The sequence below is a fragment of the Streptomyces sp. Q6 genome, assembly GCF_036967205.1.
In the GTDB taxonomy this organism is placed as follows: domain Bacteria; phylum Actinomycetota; class Actinomycetes; order Streptomycetales; family Streptomycetaceae; genus Streptomyces; species Streptomyces citrinus.
Genome location: NZ_CP146022.1, coordinates 5,209,891 through 5,226,670, shown reverse-complemented (window position 1 = coordinate 5,226,670; position 16,780 = coordinate 5,209,891). Strand labels below are relative to the sequence as shown.

Below are 16,780 nucleotides of genomic sequence, written 5' to 3'. Positions count from 1 at the left end.
AACCCGTGAAGATTCACAAGTACGACACCGTCATCGTCGGCGCCGGTGGCGCGGGCATGCGCGCGGCCATCGAGTCGACCAAGCGCAGCCGCACCGCCGTGCTGACCAAGCTCTACCCCACCCGCTCCCACACGGGCGCCGCGCAGGGCGGCATGGCCGCCGCGCTGGCCAACGTGGAGGAGGACAACTGGGAGTGGCACACCTTCGACACGATCAAGGGCGGCGACTACCTGGTCGACCAGGACGCCGCCGAGATCCTGGCGAAGGAGGCCATCGACTCGGTCCTCGACCTGGAGAAGATGGGCCTGCCGTTCAACCGCACGCCGGACGGCACCATCGACCAGCGCCGCTTCGGCGGTCACTCCCGTAACCACGGCGAGGCGCCGGTCCGCCGGTCCTGCTACGCCGCGGACCGCACGGGCCACATGATCCTCCAGACGCTGTACCAGAACTGCGTCAAGGAGGGCGTGGAGTTCTTCAACGAGTTCTACGTCCTCGACCAGCTGATCGTCGAGGAGGACGGCGTCAAGAAGTCGGCGGGCGTCGTCGCGTACGAGCTGGCCACCGGCGAGATCCACGTCTTCCAGGCCAAGGCGGTCATCTACGCCTCCGGCGGCACCGGCAAGTTCTTCAAGGTGACGTCGAACGCGCACACGCTGACCGGCGACGGCCAGGCCGCCTGTTACCGGCGCGGGATCCCGCTGGAGGACATGGAGTTCTTCCAGTTCCACCCGACCGGCATCTGGCGCATGGGCATCCTCCTGACGGAAGGCGCCCGCGGTGAGGGCGGCATCCTCCGTAACAAGGACGGCGAGCGCTTCATGGAGAAGTACGCGCCGGTCATGAAGGACCTCGCGTCCCGTGACGTCGTGTCCCGCTCCATCTACACGGAGATCCGTGAGGGCCGCGGCTGCGGTCCCGAGGGCGACCACGTCTACCTCGACCTCACGCACCTGCCGCCGGAGCAGCTCGACGCCAAGCTCCCGGACATCACCGAGTTCGCGCGCACGTACCTCGGCATCGAGCCCTACACGGACCCGATCCCGATCCAGCCGACCGCGCACTACGCCATGGGCGGCATCCCGACGAACGTCGAGGGTGAGGTCCTCGCGGACAACACCACCGTCGTCCCCGGCCTGTACGCCGCCGGTGAGGTCGCGTGCGTCTCCGTGCACGGCGCCAACCGCCTCGGCACCAACTCGCTGCTCGACATCAACGTCTTCGGCAAGCGGGCCGGTATCGCGGCCGCCGAGTACTCCCACACGACCGACTTCGTCGACCTCCCGGAGAACCCGGCGTCCATGGTCGAGGAGCTCGTCGAGCACCTGCGGAACTCCACGGGCACCGAGCGCGTCGCGGTGATCCGCAACGAGCTGCAGGAGTGCATGGACGCCAACGTGATGGTGTTCCGCACCGAGCAGACGATCAAGACGGCCGTCGAGAAGATCGCCGAACTGCGCGAGCGGTACCGGAACGTGGCGATCCAGGACAAGGGCAAGCGGTTCAACACGGACCTCCTCGAGGCCATCGAGCTGGGCAACCTGCTCGACCTCGCCGAGGTCATGGCGACCTCCGCGCTGGCGCGCAAGGAGTCCCGCGGCGGTCACTACCGCGAGGACTTCCCGAACCGCGACGACGTCAACTTCATGCGCCACACCATGGCGTACCGCGAGGTCGGCGACGACGGCAGCGAGTCCATCCGTCTCGACTACAAGCCGGTCGTCCAGACCCGCTACCAGCCGATGGAGCGTAAGTACTGATGGCAACCCCGATCATGGACAAGGCGGAGGCGGCCGGCCAGGCCGAGCCCGGGTTCGCCGACTCCCCGTACATCACCGTCACCTTCCGGATCCGCCGGTTCAACCCGGAGATCTCGGCCGAGTCCACCTGGGAAGACTTCCAGCTGGAGATCGACCCGAAGGAGCGTGTCCTCGACGCCCTTCACAAGATCAAGTGGGACCAGGACGGCTCGCTGACCTTCCGCCGCTCCTGCGCGCACGGCATCTGCGGGTCCGACGCGATGCGCATCAACGGCAAGAACCGCCTTGCCTGCAAGACGCTCATCAAGGACCTCAGCCCGGAGAAGCCGATCACGGTCGAGGCCATCAAGGGCCTGACGGTCCTGAAGGACCTGGTCGTGGACATGGACCCGTTCTTCCAGGCGTACCGCGACGTCATGCCGTTCCTGGTGACGAAGGGCAACGAGCCGACGCGCGAGCGTCTGCAGTCCGCCGAGGACCGCGAGCGCTTCGACGACACGACCAAGTGCATCCTGTGCGCGGCGTGCACGTCGTCGTGCCCGGTGTTCTGGAACGACGGCCAGTACTTCGGTCCGGCCGCCATCGTGAACGCCCACCGCTTCATCTTCGACTCGCGTGACGAGGCCGGGGAGCAGCGCCTGGAGATCCTCAACGACCGTGACGGTGTGTGGCGCTGCCGCACGACCTTCAACTGCACGGACGCGTGCCCGCGTGGCATCGAGGTCACGAAGGCGATCCAGGAAGTGAAGCGCGCGCTCATCACGCGCCGCTACTGACCCGCACGATCGCACTGCCGGGCCGCGGGCCCCGCTCCTTCACGGGAGCGGGGCCCGCGCCCGTTTCACCGGCGTATCTGGCTGAGGATCGTCGGGTCGGTGATCTTCGTGTCGTCGGCGAGCATCAGCGCCTTGCTGAGCACGACGGCGAGGGTACGGTCGCCCTCGAAGGGCAGACAGCGACGCACGTCACCGTTGCCATGCCGAGGACAGTAGGACCCGGCACTGACAATCAGCCGGTGAGATCCGCGGCCACCCCGCGCTCGAAGAACGTCTCCAGCACCACCGTCGCCTGCGTGCCGCTCACGCCCTCGATCCCGTAGAGCCGTCGCAGCACGTCCTGGAGCCGCTCGGTCGTCGCCGCCCTGACCTTGACGAGGACCGAGGCGCTGCCCGCGATGACGTGGGCCTCGACGAGTTCGGGGATCGCCGCGAAGGCCGCCGCCGAGTCGCCCATCCAGGCCGAGGAGTCGACCATCACGTACGCGAGGACGCCCTGGCCGAGCGCGGCCGGGTCCACGTCCACGGTCGTCCGACGGATCACACCGCGCTCGCGCAGCTTCCGTACGCGCTCGTGGGCGGCGCCCGCCGAGAGGCCGACCTCCTTGCCGAGCGTGGCGTAGGCGGTGGTCGCGTCGCGTTGCAGCGCGGCGATCAGCTTCCGGTCGATGTCGTCCACGATCTCCATGGCGTAACCGTATCTCGTTCTGCCATAGTCGAGCACAGCTGAACGAGATTCTGCCTTGCGGCCTTGGAGGATGACTGTGTCCACAGAGCGTGTCCCCGTCTCGTACGACATCCTGGACGAGCGCTTCCGCACCGGACGGTGCGCCAACGGCGATGACTTCTTCGAGGTCCTGCACACCGGCGGGCGCTGGGCCGAGGGGCCCGTCTACCTGCCGGCCTGGCGGCAGGTCATCTGGAGCGACATCCCGAACGACCGGCTGCTGCGCTGGGACGAGACCAACGGCGTCGTGAGCGTCTTCCGCTCCCCCGCCGGGCACGTCAACGGCAACACCGTGGACCGCGAGGGCCGGCTGATCCACTGCGAGCAGGGCAACCGGCGCGTGACCCGGACCGAGCACGACGGAACGCTCACCGTGCTCGCCGACCGCTGGCGGGGCAAGCGGCTCAACAGCCCGAACGACGCCGTGGTGGGGTCCGACGGCACGGTGTGGTTCTCCGACCCCGACTTCGGGATCACCAGCGACTACGAGGGGTTCCGCGCCGAGTCCGAGATCGGCGCCAACCACGTGTACCGGATCGACCCCGGCAGCGGTGAAGTGACGCTCGCCGCCGACGGGTTCGGGGCGCCGAACGGGCTCGTCCTCTCGCCGGACGAGAGCCGGCTGTACGTCTCCGACACGCGCGCGGGCGCGATCCGCGTCTTCGACGTACGGGACGACGGGACGCTGTCCGACGGCAAGGTCTTCGCCGAGACACGCGAGGGGCTCGGGCGGTTCGACAACATCCGGTTCGACGACGGAGGGCGGCTGTGGGCGGCGGCCATGGCGGGCGGCGTGCACTGCTACGACCCCGACGGCACGCTGATCGGGCGGCTGCTCACCCCGGAACCCGTCGCCAACATCGCGTTCGGCGGCCCCCGGAACAACATCATGTTCCTCGCCGCGTCGACCTCCCTGTACTGCCTGATGACGGCCGTCACCGGAGCGCCACGCATTCGCCGCCGATGACATGAGGGGTGTTTGCCCGATGCATGGCTAATCTGACGGTATGTCACTTGAGACGCCCGATCTTCAGATCCTCGGCTTCGACAACACCCTGCTGCCGGTCGGCGACCTGCCCGAGGCCGTCGCCTTCTACGAGCGCGCCGGATTCCCCGTGAAGTTCCGGCTGGACGAGGCGGGGATCGCCCTGCTCGGCGTCGGCAAGGAGACACCGGGGCTGCTGCTGCGCGCCGAGGAGGGCTTCGGACACCGGCCTCCGTCGTGGCCGTCGGCCCGGCTGTGGCTCGAGGTCCCCGACGCCCGCGCCGCCGCCGACCGACTCTGCGCCGCGGGCATCGAGCCGCTCGACGCCCCCTTCTCCACCTCCACCGGGTACGTCGTGGAGATCGCCGACCCGTGGGGCAACGTCGTCGGGTTCACCGACTACCTCAAGCGGCCCGAGCTGGCCCGCAGTTGACCCTCTGAGACCCACGTCACGTACGACGACTCTCGCTTGAACGTGTTCAAAAACAGGTCTACATTCATGCCTGTCAGCGTTTTTGAACGCGTTCAAGGAGGGTGGGGCATGGACCTCACAGTCGTCGCATACGTCGTCTACCTCGTCGTCAGCATCGGGCTGACCATCTGGGTGGCGCGCACCCTGAGCCGCAACGGCCGGATCTTCCTGGCCGACGTGCTGCACGGGAACGAGAAGCTCGCCGACGCCGTGAACCACCTTCTGGTGGTGGGCTTCTACCTGGTCAACCTCGGGTTCGTCGCCCTCTACCTGAGCGGGGACGAGGACATCGCGACCACCCGCGAGGTCTTCGAGGCCCTGTCGACCAAGCTCGGCGTCGTCCTCCTCGTGCTCGGCGGGATGCACCTGGGGAACGTGTACGTCCTCAACAAGATCCGGCGGCGCGGCGTCATGGACCGCGAGCAGCAGCCGCCGGTCCCGCCGCAGGGATGGGCCGCTCCGGCGGCCCGGGCGTGACCGCGGCGGGCAGCACGGGGACGTGGTGGACCGGGGCGCCCGGGGGACGCCCCGGTCCGCCGGCTGACCGTGCTGTACGACGCCGAGTGCCCGCTCTGCACGCACCTGAGGGACTGGCTGGTGAAGCAGCGCCAACTGGTGCCGCTCGACCTGGTGCCCGCCGGGCACTCCCGGGCCCGGGAGCTCTTCCCCGGCCTCGACCACGCCGCCACGCTCAGCGACATCACGGTGATCGCGGACGGCGGGCAGGTCTACCGGGGCCCCGCCGCCTGGATCGCCTGCATGTGGGCGCTGCGCGACCACCGGGCCACCGCCCACCGGATGGCCACCCCCGCCGGGATGAGGATCGCCAAGCGGGTCGTCCTCACCGCCGCCAAGTACCGGACGGCGCGCTGGGAGGAACAGGCCTGGGGCGGCGCCCCGTACCGGCGCCAGGACGGGTGGACGTACGACCGCGAGGACGGCTGGCACTACGAGGGCCCCCGGGACGAACCGGCCGCCTGTGACAGCGACTGCCGCCCGGCCGATTAGGCTCGGGGCCGTGGCAGCAGAGAAAGCCGAGGGCAAGGGCGCGAAGAGCGAGCAGACGCGCGCGCTGATCCTGGAGACCGCGATGCGGTTGTTCCGGGAGCGGGGCTACGACAAGACCACCATGCGGGCCATCGCCCAGGAGGCGGGGGTCTCGGTCGGCAACGCGTACTACTACTTCGCGGGCAAGGAACACCTCATCCAGGGGTTCTACGACCGGATCACCGCCGAGCACCTGGCGGCGGTCCGGTCCGTCCTCGACACGGAGACCGATCTCCAGACGCGGCTCGCCGGTGTGCTGAAGGCGTGGCTGGAGATCGCGGAGCCGTACCACGAGTTCGCGGCGCAGTTCTTCAAGAACGCGGCCGACCCGGACTCGCCGCTCAGCCCGTTCTCGCAGGAGTCGGAGGGCGCGCGGGAGGTCGCCATCGGACTGCACCGCGAGGTGCTCGCCGGATCGAAGGCGAAGGTCCCGGCCGAACTGGCCGAGATCCTCCCCGAGTTGATGTGGCTCTCGCAGATGGGGCTCGTCCTGTACTGGGTCTTCGACTCGTCGGAGGGACGCGAGCGCAGCCGCCGGCTCGCCGAGCGCGGCGCCGCGCTCACCACCCGGGGCGTGGCGCTCGCCCGCTTCCGGGTGCTGCGGCCGCTCGTCCTGGAGGTGCACGAGCTCTTCATCGACTTCCTGCCGGGGATGACGCAGCGGGTGGCGGGGACGAAGGCGTAGCGCCGGCGGGCGCGATCGCCTCCGCGGGATCACCGGGACGCCTCCGTGTGATCCGGGGCCGCGGAAGGGGAGCGGAGGACCCCTCTTACCTTTACCTCAGCTTTGACCGGTACGTTCGCGGGATGCCCGGCACAGCCTCGTCACAGCAGTTCAGCCGCCGTACCGCCCTCGGCATCGGCCTCGGTACGGCCGCCACCCTCGCCCTGCCCGCGCAGTCGGCGTCAGCGGCCTCGGCCGTCGGGGGGTCGCGCCTCGCCGCTCCCGGGGTGCAGGTGCGCCGCGCGGCCGGGGCGCCGAAGCTGCCGAAGCTCGCCGCGAAGGCCTGGCTCGTCGCCGACAACGACACCGGCGAGGTGCTCGCGTCGTTCGGCGCGCACCGCGCGCTGCCGCCCGCCTCGACGCTGAAGATGCTGTTCGCCGACACGGTCCTGCCGGAGTTCGCGCACGACCTGAAGCACAAGGTGACGGCCGCCGACCTGGCCGGAATCCCGTACGGCTCCAGTCTCGTCGGCATCCAGGCCGGCACCACGTACACCGTCCACCAGCTGTGGCAGGGCGTCTTCCTGCGGTCCGGGAACGACGCGGTGCACGTCCTCGCCTCGATGTACGGCGGCGTGGGCAAGACGGTCGCCGCGATGCAGGCCCGCGCGAAGGACCTCCAGGCGAACGACACGCACGTCGTCAGCCCGGACGGCTTCGACCACAAGGGGCAGGTCTCCTCCGCGTACGACCTGACGCTCTTCGCCCGCGCGGGCCTGAAGAACAGCGACTTCCGCGGCTACTGCGCCACGAGGACCGCCGACTTTCCCGCGGGCGGCGGCAAGACGTTCCAGATCCAGAACACCGACCGCCTGCTCACCGGCCAGGGCGTCGCCGCGTACCAGGGCCTCATCGGCGTCAAGAACGGCTACACCTCGCACGCGGGCAACACCTTCACCGGCGCCGCGACCCGCGACGGCCGCACCCTCCTGGTCACCGTGATGCACCCGAAGTCCGGGTACGAGGCGGTGTACGAGGAGACGGCGGCCCTGCTCGACTGGGGCTTCGCCGCGGGCGACAAGGTGAGCGCGGTCGGCGAACTGGTCACGCCGCTGAGCGAGCGGCCCGCGTCGTCGTCCTCGGCGGCGTCGGCGTCGGCGTCACCGGCGGCGGGGCGCCGGCCGCCGCGGTGTCCTCCGGCGGCGGGGACGGATGGGCGTTCGGCGGGTCCGCGGCGCTCGCGGCGGTGGCGGGCGGGAGCCTGCTGGCGCTGCGGCGGCGGGCTCGCCCCAAGGGGCGGCGCCGGGCCTGAGCGGGTGCCTTTGGGCGGCTGTCTTTGAGGGGCCGTCTTTGAGGGCTGTCCTTGAGGGGGCGCCTTTGAGGAGCCGTCCTTAAGGGCCGTATTTGAGGACCGTCCTTGAGAGGCCGGTGGGCCGGTCGCGTCGTGTCCCGCGACCGGCCCGCCACGCCCCCTCCACCTCGTCGCCGCACGACGCCTACGGCGAGACGTCCACGTCGTCCGACAGTTCCACGTCGTACACCAGCGGCGCCTCCCCCACCGTGATGTGCCGTGCCACCGGCGCCGACTGACGGGCCGTCACCGCGAGGACGTACGCGCCGGGTTCCGGCACCGCCACGATGTACGAGCCGTCGGCCAGGGAGTCGACCCGGTCGAGCTGGCGGCCGCCTCGGGAGATCAGAGTGACGGTGGCGTCGCCCAGCGGCTCCCCGTCCGGGCCGCGCAGGAACCCGTGCACGACCGTCGCCCCCGTCGCGGCCGTGGCCTCCGGCTGCGGCGCCGCGGGCGTCTCGCGCGGCTCCACCGCCAGGTGCGGCAGGCGGCGGTCCAGTCCGGCGGGCAGCCACCAGTTGGAGCGGCCGAGCAGGTGCATCGCCGCCGGCACCAGCGCCGTACGGAGGATGAACGCGTCGAGGGCGACCGCCGCGGCGAGGCCGATGCCCGCCATCGCGCCCTCCATGTCGCCGCTGAGGACGAACGCGGAGAACACGCAGACCATGATCAGCGCCGCGCAGTTGATGACGCGGCTGGTCTCGGCGAGGCCGACGCGGACGGCGCGCGCGTTGTCCTTCGTGTGCACCCACTCCTCGTGCATCCGGCTGACCAGGAACACCTGGTAGTCCATGGAGAGACCGAAGAGGAGCGAGAGCATGATGACCGGCAGGAACGCCGTGATCGGGCCCTCCTTGCCGAGACCGAGCGCCTCCGCGCCCCAGCCCCACTGGAAGATCGCGACGAGGACGCCGAAGGAGGCCGCGGCCGCGATCAGGTTCATGAGGGCCGCCGTCAGCGGCACGACGAGCGAGCGGAACGCGATGAGCAGGAGCAGGAACCCGAGGGCGATGATCGTGCCGACGAAGTAGGGCAGCCGGTCACCGGTCACCGCCGCGAAGTCCTTGAAGACGGCCGTGACACCGCCGACGTGCGCTTCGACCCCGGCGGCCGGGATCACGTCGTCGCGCAGCCGGTCGATGAGTTCGTCCGTCCTGGCCGACTGCGGTGACGTCGTCGGGACCACCTGGATCACGGAGACGCCGTTCGCGGGCGGGGCGGCGGCGACCTGCGCGACGCCCTCGGTCGTACGGATCGTCGCGACGAGGTCCGTGGCGTCGGCGCCGCCGGGCACGACGACCTGGAGCGGGCCGTTGAAGCCGGGGCCGAAGCCCTCCGCGAGGAGATCGTAGGCCTGGCGGGTGGTCGTCGACTCCTTGTGGTTGCCCTGGTCGGTGGCACCGAGGCGCAGCGAGAGCACCGGGATCGCGAGCGCCAGCATGACGACGAGGGCCGCGGCGCCGATCGCGCGCGGCCGCTTCTGGACGTACGTCGCCCAGCGCGCCGCCAGACCGCTCGCCTCGGCCGACTCGGGCCCCTCCGCGGCCAGGCGACGGCGCTGCCGGCGGCTGAGGACGCGCGGGCCGAGGATGCCGAGCAGGGCGGGCAGCAGGGTGACCGCGGCGAGCACGGACAGGACCACCGTCAGGGACGTGGCGACGACGACACCGTCCAGGAACCGCATGTCCATCACGAGCATTCCGGCGAGCGCGATGCAGACGGTGCCGCCCGCGAACAGCACGGCACGGCCCGAGGTGTTGAGGGCCTGGACGGCCGACTCCTCCGGCTCCAGGCCGCGTTGGATACCGCGGCGGTGCCGGGTCACGATGAACAGGGCGTAGTCGATGCCGACGCCGAGCCCGATCAACGAGCCGAGCAGCGGCGCGACTTCGGGAACGTCGGTGACGTGGCTGAGCAGTGTCGTCGCCATCGCGCCGGTGCCCACGCCCATGACCGCGATGACGATCGGCAGTGCCATCGCGAACAGGGAGCCGAACGCCAGGAACAGGACCACGGCAGCGGCCGCGATGCCGACCAGCTCGGACAGGCCCTGCGGCGGCTCCTGGACGCGCGTGATCGCCTGGCCGCCCAACTCGACCTGCACGCCTTCCTGTTCGGCCTGCTGTGCCCGGTCGACGACATCCTCGACGAGGCCCTTGGGCACCGAGTTCGCCTGCTCGGCGAAGGTCACCTGGGCGTAGGCGATGGTGCCGTCCTCGCTGATCTGCGCCGCGCCCCGCGGACCCGCGTAGGGGCTCGCGACATCGCCGACGCCCTTCATCCCGGCGATGTCCTTGAGCGCGGGCTCGATCCGGGCCCGTACGGACGCGTCCCGTACCGTTCCGTCCCCGACCTTCCAGACGACGGTGTCCGTGTCGCCGGAGCGTTCGGGGAACGCCTTCGTCATCTCGTCGTAGGCCGTCGTGGAGTCGGTGTCGGGCAGCGAGAAGACGTTCGAGTAGTCGGTCCCCGCCGTCGTGCCCGCGGCCCCCAGGCCGAACAGTGCCCCCAGCCACAGCACAAGGACCACGAGCCGGTGCCGATAGCACCACCGTGCCAATGCCGTCACGTGCTCACTCCTGTCGATGCGTCGTTCGTCGGCCGTCCCCCGGGCCTGCGCCACAGCATCGACCGCGGAGCCCGCCGATTTCCGCGACGCGCCCATGACTCTCAAGGAACTCCAAGGAGGAGCGGGCCGGTTGACGCCGGGGCGCGCCGATACTGGGCTCATGACGGTCAACGGGACGGATCAGGAGCAGGAAACCCCCGCGACGGTGCTGGTCGTCGAGGACGAGCCGAGCATCGCCGACGTCCTCGCGATCGCCCTGCGCTACCACCGCTTCGACGTGATGACGGCGGGCACCGTGCGCCAGGCCCTCGCGCTCACCGAGCGGACCCGGCCCGACGCGGCGCTGCTCGACATCATGCTGCCGGACGGTGACGGCCGGGCGCTGGCACACGAACTGCGCTCCCGGCAGCCCGAGTTGGCGCTCGTGTTCCTGACCGCGCGGGACGCCCCCGCGGAGGTCGTCGGGGCGCTCGGCTTCGGCGACGACTACATCACCAAGCCGTTCAACATCGACGAGGTCGTCGCCCGGCTGCGTGCCGTGCTGCGCCGCACCCGCTCCGTCGACGTCCTGCCGCAGCGGCCGCCGCTGACGTACGGGGATCTGGAGCTGGACGAGGCCACGTACACGGCCCACCGGGCGGGCCGGAGCGTCCAGTTGACGCCCACCGAGTACGCGCTGCTGCGGTTCCTCGTGCGCAACGGCGGCCGGATCGTCACCAAGGAACAACTCCTGCGTCACGTCTGGCAGTTCGAGCACGCGGCGACGGCCGAGTCGACCGTCGTCGAGACGTACATCAGCTATCTGCGCCGCAAACTCGACGCGCTGGGACCGCCGCTGATCACGACACGGCGCGGTGTCGGGTACGGGCTCGCCGCCTCATGAGGGCGCTGATGAAGCACCACCGCCGCGGAGTGCACTCGCTGCGCGTGAAGCTCACCGTCGCGAGCGTGGGACTGCTCGCGCTCGGCATGATCGCCGCCACCGCGATCAGCCTGATGGCCATGCGGCACTACCTGATCGACAGCATCGACGAGGAACTGAAGGCGTCCCGCACCTCGATCCAGCGCACCGGGATCACCCTCAAACAGGTGCAGGCCCTCAGCGAGTTGGGAATCGCCCTCGACAAGATGCAGCCCTCGGACGGCGCGGGCGCCCTGCCGCGCTCCGGGTCCGTGTTCGTCGCCGTCGACCAGGACGGTCACCCGGTGCCCGTCGGCACGCTCCGGCCGACGCCGCGCCAGCGCGCGCTGGCCGGCGCCGTCGACGACCCGGCCGGTCTCGCCCGCCGCGACACACCCCGCGAGGTGTCGTTCGACGGCGGCCCCTACCGCGTGGTCGGCGCCCGGCTCGCCGACGACACCACCGTCCTGATGGCGACCTCCACCGGCGCCCTGCACTCCGGCATCCACAAGGTGCTGCGCGTCGATCTCGCCGCGGGCGTCGTCCTGTTGCTGCTGCTCGGGGTCCTCACGATGATCGGCGCGCACCGGCGGCTGCGGCCCCTGGAGGACATGGTGGAGACCGCGTCCGCCATCGCCGAGGGCGATCTGACCCGGCGGGTGCCGCAGCGCCGCGACCCCGTCCAGGAGACCGAACAGCTCCGCCTCGCCCTCAACTCCATGCTCCACCAGGTCGAATCGGCCTTCGAGACCCGCGAGCGCAGCGCCGCCCAACTGCGCTCGTTCGTCGCCGACGCCTCCCACGAGCTGCGCACCCCGCTGTCGGCGATCCGCGGCTACCTCCAGCTCTACGACAAGGGCATGCTCCGCGACCCCGACGAGCGGGCCCGCGCCTGGCGCCGGGTGAACGCGGAGGCCGACCGCATGCAGCGCCTCGTCGACGAACTGCTCACCCTGGCCCGCCTCGACCAGCAGCCCGAACTACGCCTGCGCAACGTCGACTTGAGCCGTCTCGTGCGTGACGCGGCCGACGACCTGCGGGTGCAGCAGCCCGAGCGGCCGGTGTCGGTGACCGCCGAGGGCGCGGTCCTCGTACAGGCCGACGAATCGGGGCTGCGGCAGGTCCTCGGCAATCTGCTCGGCAACGTACGCGTGCACACGCCCGCGGACGCGGCGGTCGCTCTGCGCGTCACGCGGGAGGACGGGGTGGTGCGGCTCGCCGTCGCCGACGAGGGGCCCGGACTCGCGGACGAGGACGCGGCGCGGGTCTTCGACCGGTTCTTCCGCTCCGGCGGGGCCGCGGGCAGCGGGCTCGGCATGGCGATCGTGCAGGGCGTCGTCACGGCTCACGGGGGCACGGTGGCCGTTCGGTCGGGCGACGAGGCGGGAGGGGGACTGACGGTGACCGTGTCCCTGCCCGCCGGTACGGACACGAGCGCGGGTCAGGAACGCACCAGCGCCCACACCGTCTTGCCGTAGCGGCCCCGGTGCCACACGCCCCACGCCTCGGCGAGGGCGTCGACGATGTGCAGGCCGCGGCCGTGCTCGTCGTAGGGGGAATGAGGCAGGCGCGGCTCGGGGTGCGCACCGGACTCGTCGGACACCTCGATGAAGCAGGAGCCGTCCGCGAGAACCGTCACCGCGACCTCGAACTCCCGCTCCCGCAGGGGCCCGTGGCGGATCGCGTTCGTCGCCAGTTCCGAGACGAGCAGGACCGCCGTGTCGAGACCGTCGGCCGGCCCCGTGTGCCCCCACACCTCCAGATGATCACGCACGCGCGTCCGCGCCACACCCACCGAGGCCGGGTGGCGCGGCAGCCGGAAAGCACTGCGCCGCAACACACGTAGCCACCTCCTCCGCATCTTCTTCCGTGCCCTCGGCAACTTCTCCCGCATTCACCCACATGGTGAACACGACGAACACGGATTTGACACATGATGCAGCGTGGCGACCGCCGTGTATGTCATGGCGGTCACTTTCCCCTCCGCGGAATCCGGACAGATCCAGAAGGGTCGGATCCAGCCTCTTCCGAACCGAAGCGGAGCGAACCCGAACCGAACCGGACGGGCCAGGTGAGCGAGGTCAGGTCAGATCCAGTCGAGGCTCCACAGCCGGAACACGCCCGTGCCGTCGGAGAGGTACTGGCCGCCGGTGATGTCCTCGATGCTGAGCACGTACTCCTTGCGCTGCCACAGCGGGATCAACGGCACGTCCCGCGCGACGAGTTCCTGGAGCGTGCGCAGGTCGCGCAGGGCGCGGCTGCGCTCCTCGTACTGCTGGCTCGCCACGATCAGAGCGTCGACCCGCTTGTTGCTGTACCCGTTGTGCATGCCGGAACCGGTGCGCACGAGCTGCGCCGTGAAGGTGTCCGGGTCCGGGAAGTCCGGCAGCCAGCCGACCGCGTACGCGTCCAGCTCGCCCGCCGTGTACCGGGCCTGGAACTTCTCCCAGTCGTAGTACGTCGTCGTCACCGAGAACAGCTTCGTGCCGTCCAACTGCCGTTTGATCTCGGCGGCTTCGGCCTTGGAGGCGGCGCCGCGCGAGTACGCGAACTCGAAGCGGACCGGTGTCGCCACCCCCGCCTCCCGCAGCAGCTTCCGCGCCCGTGCCACATCCCGCTTCGGGTACGCGTCGAAGAACGACGTCGTGTGCCCGGTGATACCGCGCGGCACCACGGAGAAGAGCGAGTCGACGGTCCCCTGGTACACCGACTCCACCAGCTCGTCGCGGTCGACGACCGACGCGAGCGCCTGGCGCACCCGCCGGTCGTGCAGCGGCTTGCCCTCGCGCACGTTCAGGACGAGGTTGCGGGTCTCGGCACCGTCGACCTCGGTGAGCCGCTGCTTCGGATCGCTCGTCGACAGCTTCGCGAGCGGACCGGGCGGCAACTGCCGCGCCGCGACGTCCACGGCCCGCTGCTCCCACGCGGACTGCAACGCGGCCGAGTCCTTGAAGTAGCGCAGGACGGTGGAGTGGGCGGGCACCTTCGCGGGGCCCCGGTACCGGGAGTTGGGCGCGAGCACGGCCTTGCTGCCCGGGGTGTACGACGTCAGGGTGTACGGGCCCGTGCCGTCGACACTGTCACCCCCGCGCAGCGCGTCCGCCGGGTACACGTTCCGGTCGACGAGCGACCCCGCGCCCGTGGCGACCTTGAACGGGAACGTGGCGTCCGGCGACGACAGGTGGAAGGTGACCGTGCGCCCGCTCGCGTCGATGGAGCCGAGCGTGTCGAAGAGCGAGGCCGGACCGACCTTCGCGTCGATCTTCCTGACCCGGTCGAAGGAGAACTTCACGTCGGTTCCGGTCATCCGGCGCCCGCTCGGGAAGCGCAGGTCGGCGCGGAGCGTGCAGCGGTACGTGCGCAGGCCGCCGCCGGTGAACCGGCAGGACTCGGCCGCGTCGGGCACCGGCTTGGTGCCGCCCGGGTCGAAGGTCAGGAGGGTCTGGAACACATTGCTGAACAGTGCCCACGACCCCGCGTCGTACGCGCCCGCCGGGTCGAGCGAGGTGACGGCGTCGGTCGTGCCGACCGTGACCGTCTTCCCCTCGGCGCGCTCCTGCGGCAGCAGTTGCCAGGCGCCCACCCCCGCCGCGACGAGCACCATCAGCGACGCGACGATCCGCATGCGAACCCTGCGCATGACACATCCTCCCCCGGCCACTCCCCAGTGACCGAGGTCACTGAACCACAGGAGTTTGATCGGTGGGAAGAGAGGTTGGTGAGGTATTCGAGGCGTGAGACGTGCGGGGCCCCGAAGGGCTCCGCACCAGGGATCAGGCCTGTTTCGAGGCGAGTTCGACGACCGTCACGTCGGAGGGCGCGCCGACCCGCACCGGCGGACCCCAGGCGCCCGCGCCCCGGCTGACGTAGAGCTGGGTGTCGCCGTAGCGCTCCAGGCCGGCGAGGGTCGGATTGGCCGCGTCGGCGATGAAGTTGCCGGGCCACAGCTGGCCGCCGTGGGTGTGCCCGGAGAGCTGGAGATCGACGCCGTGCTCGACCGCTTCGTGGATCATCACGGGCTGGTGGGCGAGGAGGACGGCGGCGCGGGAGCGGTCCCGGTCGCCGAGCGCCTTGCCGTAGTCGGGGCCGTCGCCGTAGCTCTCGCCCGCGACGTCGTTGACGCCGGCGAGGTCGAAGGCGCCCAGCTCGACACGGGCGTTCTCCAGCGGCCGCAGACCCAGGGCGCGGACGTGCTCCACCCATGGTTCGGCGCCGGAGAAGTACTCGTGGTTGCCGGTGACGAAGAACGTCCCGTGCCGTGCCCGCAGGCCGGCGAGCGGTGCGACGGCCGGGGCGAGATCGTCCACGGTCCCGTCGACCAGGTCGCCGACGACCGCGATCAGGTCGGGCTGCGTCGCGTTGATGGTGTCGACGACGCGCTCCGCGAAACCCCGGCCCAGCACGGGCCCGAGGTGGATGTCGCTGACCACCGCGATCCGGAACCCGTGCGCGGAGCGCGGGAGTTTCGCCAGCGGCACGGTGACCCGCTTCACCTTCGGCCCGCGCAGCACGCCGTACGCGCCGTTGCCCACGACACCGGCGGCGGCCACGGTCGCGGCGACACCGACGGTACGGGCGAGGACGAGCCGCCGGGTGGGGGCGGCGGCCTCCGGCTCCGAGGACGCCTCGGGCACCTCGGGCTCCGGCTTCGAGGCCGCCTCGGACTCGGCGGTCGCCGCCGCCTCCGCCGCCGTGGTCTCCGCCGCCGCCCCGCGCTCAAGGACGCGCCGCAGCAGTGGCCGTACGAACTCGCCCACCAGCAGCGCGATCACCAGGTACAGCGAGAACGCCATCCACAGGAACCCGGGCCACGCCAGCACCTGCTGGAGCGGGAACGGCGCCTCGGCCCGCTCGGCCACCAGCGCCCCGAACATCGCCACGGGCCCGGCCACGAACACCGCGGCACCGACGCGTCTGGGCCACCCGGGCCCCGCCGTCGCGTCCCGCACCAGCCGCCGCCAGGCGTAATAGTGCAGCCCGGCGAAGGCCGCGAGCACGGCGACGCCGATCAGTACATAGAGAACGATCACGCCGGCCGCCTATGCCGTACGACGCAGTGCGCGCACTCCGCGCAACCCGATGACCCCGACGATCGTCCCCAAGACAAAGGAAACGACGGCGAGCGTCAGGTGCACCCAGAAGTACGCGGTCGGATCCCCGGCGTCGTCGAAGGCGAGGCCGCTGCCGTCCTGCCACAGGTTCTTGACGAAAGTCACCCAGATCACCCAAGACCAGACGCCGAACGCGAGCAGGAACCAGGAGACGCGGCGGCTGAGCTTCATGGGGTGTCCTCCGGGGTGGGATGGCCGTGCCCTGCCAGTATCGAACGGGCCTGTGGTGATCTTGCGGCAGGGTCTCTGTACTGAGAGGCGTGCGAGCGAACGCGGGCAAGTAGAAGCCCCGCCCACGCGCCACGAGGGAAGCGCACGGACGGGGCCGCCGGGGAGTCGTCCCGCTCAGTGCTCGCGCCGCCGGACCGGCTGACGGGTGGCGGCGTCGCGCGACCACCGCAGCCCCGGCAGGCATCG

General features: G+C 70.9%; 17 protein-coding genes. 10 read left to right on the top strand and 7 right to left on the bottom strand.

All coding sequences use genetic code 11. The annotated features are described in order from the left end of the window. Window positions 1–5: 5 nt before the first annotated feature. Window positions 6–1,760 (top strand): succinate dehydrogenase flavoprotein subunit, encoded by a 1,755-nt coding sequence (gene sdhA / locus V2W30_RS24420; protein WP_338699750.1) that lies wholly within the window; start codon window positions 6–8, stop codon window positions 1,758–1,760. Continuing rightward, window positions 1,760–2,536 (top strand): succinate dehydrogenase iron-sulfur subunit, encoded by a 777-nt coding sequence (locus V2W30_RS24415; RefSeq protein WP_338699748.1) that lies wholly within the window; start codon window positions 1,760–1,762, stop codon window positions 2,534–2,536. The genes sdhA and V2W30_RS24415 overlap by 1 nt, the downstream gene beginning before the upstream one ends. Before the next feature lie 65 nt (window positions 2,537–2,601). On the opposite strand, the gene V2W30_RS24410 is transcribed toward V2W30_RS24415, so the two are convergent. Further along, window positions 2,602–2,724, bottom strand: coding sequence for a hypothetical protein (locus V2W30_RS24410; RefSeq protein ID WP_338699746.1), 123 nt, complete (start codon window positions 2,722–2,724; stop codon window positions 2,602–2,604). A gap of 44 nt (window positions 2,725–2,768) precedes the next feature. Beyond that, window positions 2,769–3,215 carry an Lrp/AsnC family transcriptional regulator gene (locus V2W30_RS24405; protein ID WP_338703742.1) on the bottom strand — a complete coding sequence of 149 codons (447 nt, stop codon included), beginning with the start codon at window positions 3,213–3,215 and terminating at the stop codon, window positions 2,769–2,771. 85 nt (window positions 3,216–3,300) lie between these two features. Here V2W30_RS24405 and V2W30_RS24400 point away from each other — a divergent pair, with 85 nt between their 5' ends. The 6 genes from V2W30_RS24400 (at window position 3,301) to V2W30_RS24375 (ending at window position 7,771) form a co-directional block, all read left to right on the top strand. Further along, window positions 3,301–4,230 (top strand): SMP-30/gluconolactonase/LRE family protein, encoded by a 930-nt coding sequence (locus V2W30_RS24400; protein WP_338699744.1) that lies wholly within the window; start codon window positions 3,301–3,303, stop codon window positions 4,228–4,230. 40 nt (window positions 4,231–4,270) lie between these two features. Beyond that, a complete protein-coding gene (locus tag V2W30_RS24395; RefSeq protein ID WP_338699742.1) occupies window positions 4,271–4,681 on the top strand; it encodes a VOC family protein in 411 nt (136 codons plus the stop codon). A 108-nt stretch (window positions 4,682–4,789) separates the two neighbouring features. Next, entirely contained in the window at window positions 4,790–5,197 is a 408-nt protein-coding gene (locus V2W30_RS24390) for a hypothetical protein (RefSeq protein ID WP_338699740.1), read from the top strand. Between the two features lie 63 nt (window positions 5,198–5,260). After that, window positions 5,261–5,728: a thiol-disulfide oxidoreductase DCC family protein gene (locus V2W30_RS24385; protein WP_425244697.1), complete on the top strand. Its 468-nt coding sequence runs from the start codon at window positions 5,261–5,263 to the stop codon at window positions 5,726–5,728. An 82-nt stretch (window positions 5,729–5,810) separates the two neighbouring features. Then, window positions 5,811–6,452 (top strand): TetR family transcriptional regulator, encoded by a 642-nt coding sequence (locus V2W30_RS24380; RefSeq protein WP_425244696.1) that lies wholly within the window; start codon window positions 5,811–5,813, stop codon window positions 6,450–6,452. A gap of 122 nt (window positions 6,453–6,574) precedes the next feature. Continuing rightward, a complete protein-coding gene (locus V2W30_RS24375; RefSeq protein ID WP_338699736.1) occupies window positions 6,575–7,771 on the top strand; it encodes a D-alanyl-D-alanine carboxypeptidase family protein in 1,197 nt (398 codons plus the stop codon). A 156-nt stretch (window positions 7,772–7,927) separates the two neighbouring features. Here the strand turns inward: V2W30_RS24375 and V2W30_RS24370 are convergent, their stop codons facing one another. Further along, window positions 7,928–10,342, bottom strand: a complete 2,415-nt coding sequence (locus V2W30_RS24370; protein WP_338703740.1) for an MMPL family transporter — start codon at window positions 10,340–10,342, stop codon at window positions 7,928–7,930. A gap of 169 nt (window positions 10,343–10,511) precedes the next feature. Between V2W30_RS24370 and V2W30_RS24365 the strand changes: the two genes are divergently transcribed. Then, window positions 10,512–11,234, top strand: a complete 723-nt coding sequence (locus tag V2W30_RS24365; RefSeq protein ID WP_338699735.1) for a response regulator transcription factor — start codon at window positions 10,512–10,514, stop codon at window positions 11,232–11,234. Next, the gene (locus V2W30_RS24360; protein WP_425244588.1) at window positions 11,231–12,730 is read left to right on the top strand and encodes an ATP-binding protein; all 1,500 of its coding nucleotides are present in this window, start codon (window positions 11,231–11,233) and stop codon (window positions 12,728–12,730) included. The genes V2W30_RS24365 and V2W30_RS24360 overlap by 4 nt, the downstream gene beginning before the upstream one ends. Here V2W30_RS24360 and V2W30_RS24355 read toward each other — a convergent pair. The 4 genes from V2W30_RS24355 to V2W30_RS24340 form a co-directional block, all read right to left on the bottom strand. After that, window positions 12,694–13,092: an ATP-binding protein gene (locus V2W30_RS24355; protein ID WP_338699732.1), complete on the bottom strand. Its 399-nt coding sequence runs from the start codon at window positions 13,090–13,092 to the stop codon at window positions 12,694–12,696. The two genes, V2W30_RS24360 and V2W30_RS24355, sit on opposite strands and share 37 nt — an antisense overlap. A 246-nt stretch (window positions 13,093–13,338) precedes the next feature. Beyond that, complete coding sequence (locus V2W30_RS24350; protein WP_338699731.1) at window positions 13,339–14,892, bottom strand: ABC transporter substrate-binding protein; 1,554 nt, start codon at window positions 14,890–14,892, stop codon at window positions 13,339–13,341. Window positions 14,893–15,025: 133 nt separating this feature from the next. Next, a complete protein-coding gene (locus tag V2W30_RS24345; protein ID WP_338699730.1) occupies window positions 15,026–16,282 on the bottom strand; it encodes a metallophosphoesterase in 1,257 nt (418 codons plus the stop codon). 9 nt (window positions 16,283–16,291) lie between these two features. Then, window positions 16,292–16,534: an SCO4848 family membrane protein gene (locus tag V2W30_RS24340; RefSeq protein WP_338699729.1), complete on the bottom strand. Its 243-nt coding sequence runs from the start codon at window positions 16,532–16,534 to the stop codon at window positions 16,292–16,294. Between the last annotated feature and the right edge of the window lie 246 nt (window positions 16,535–16,780).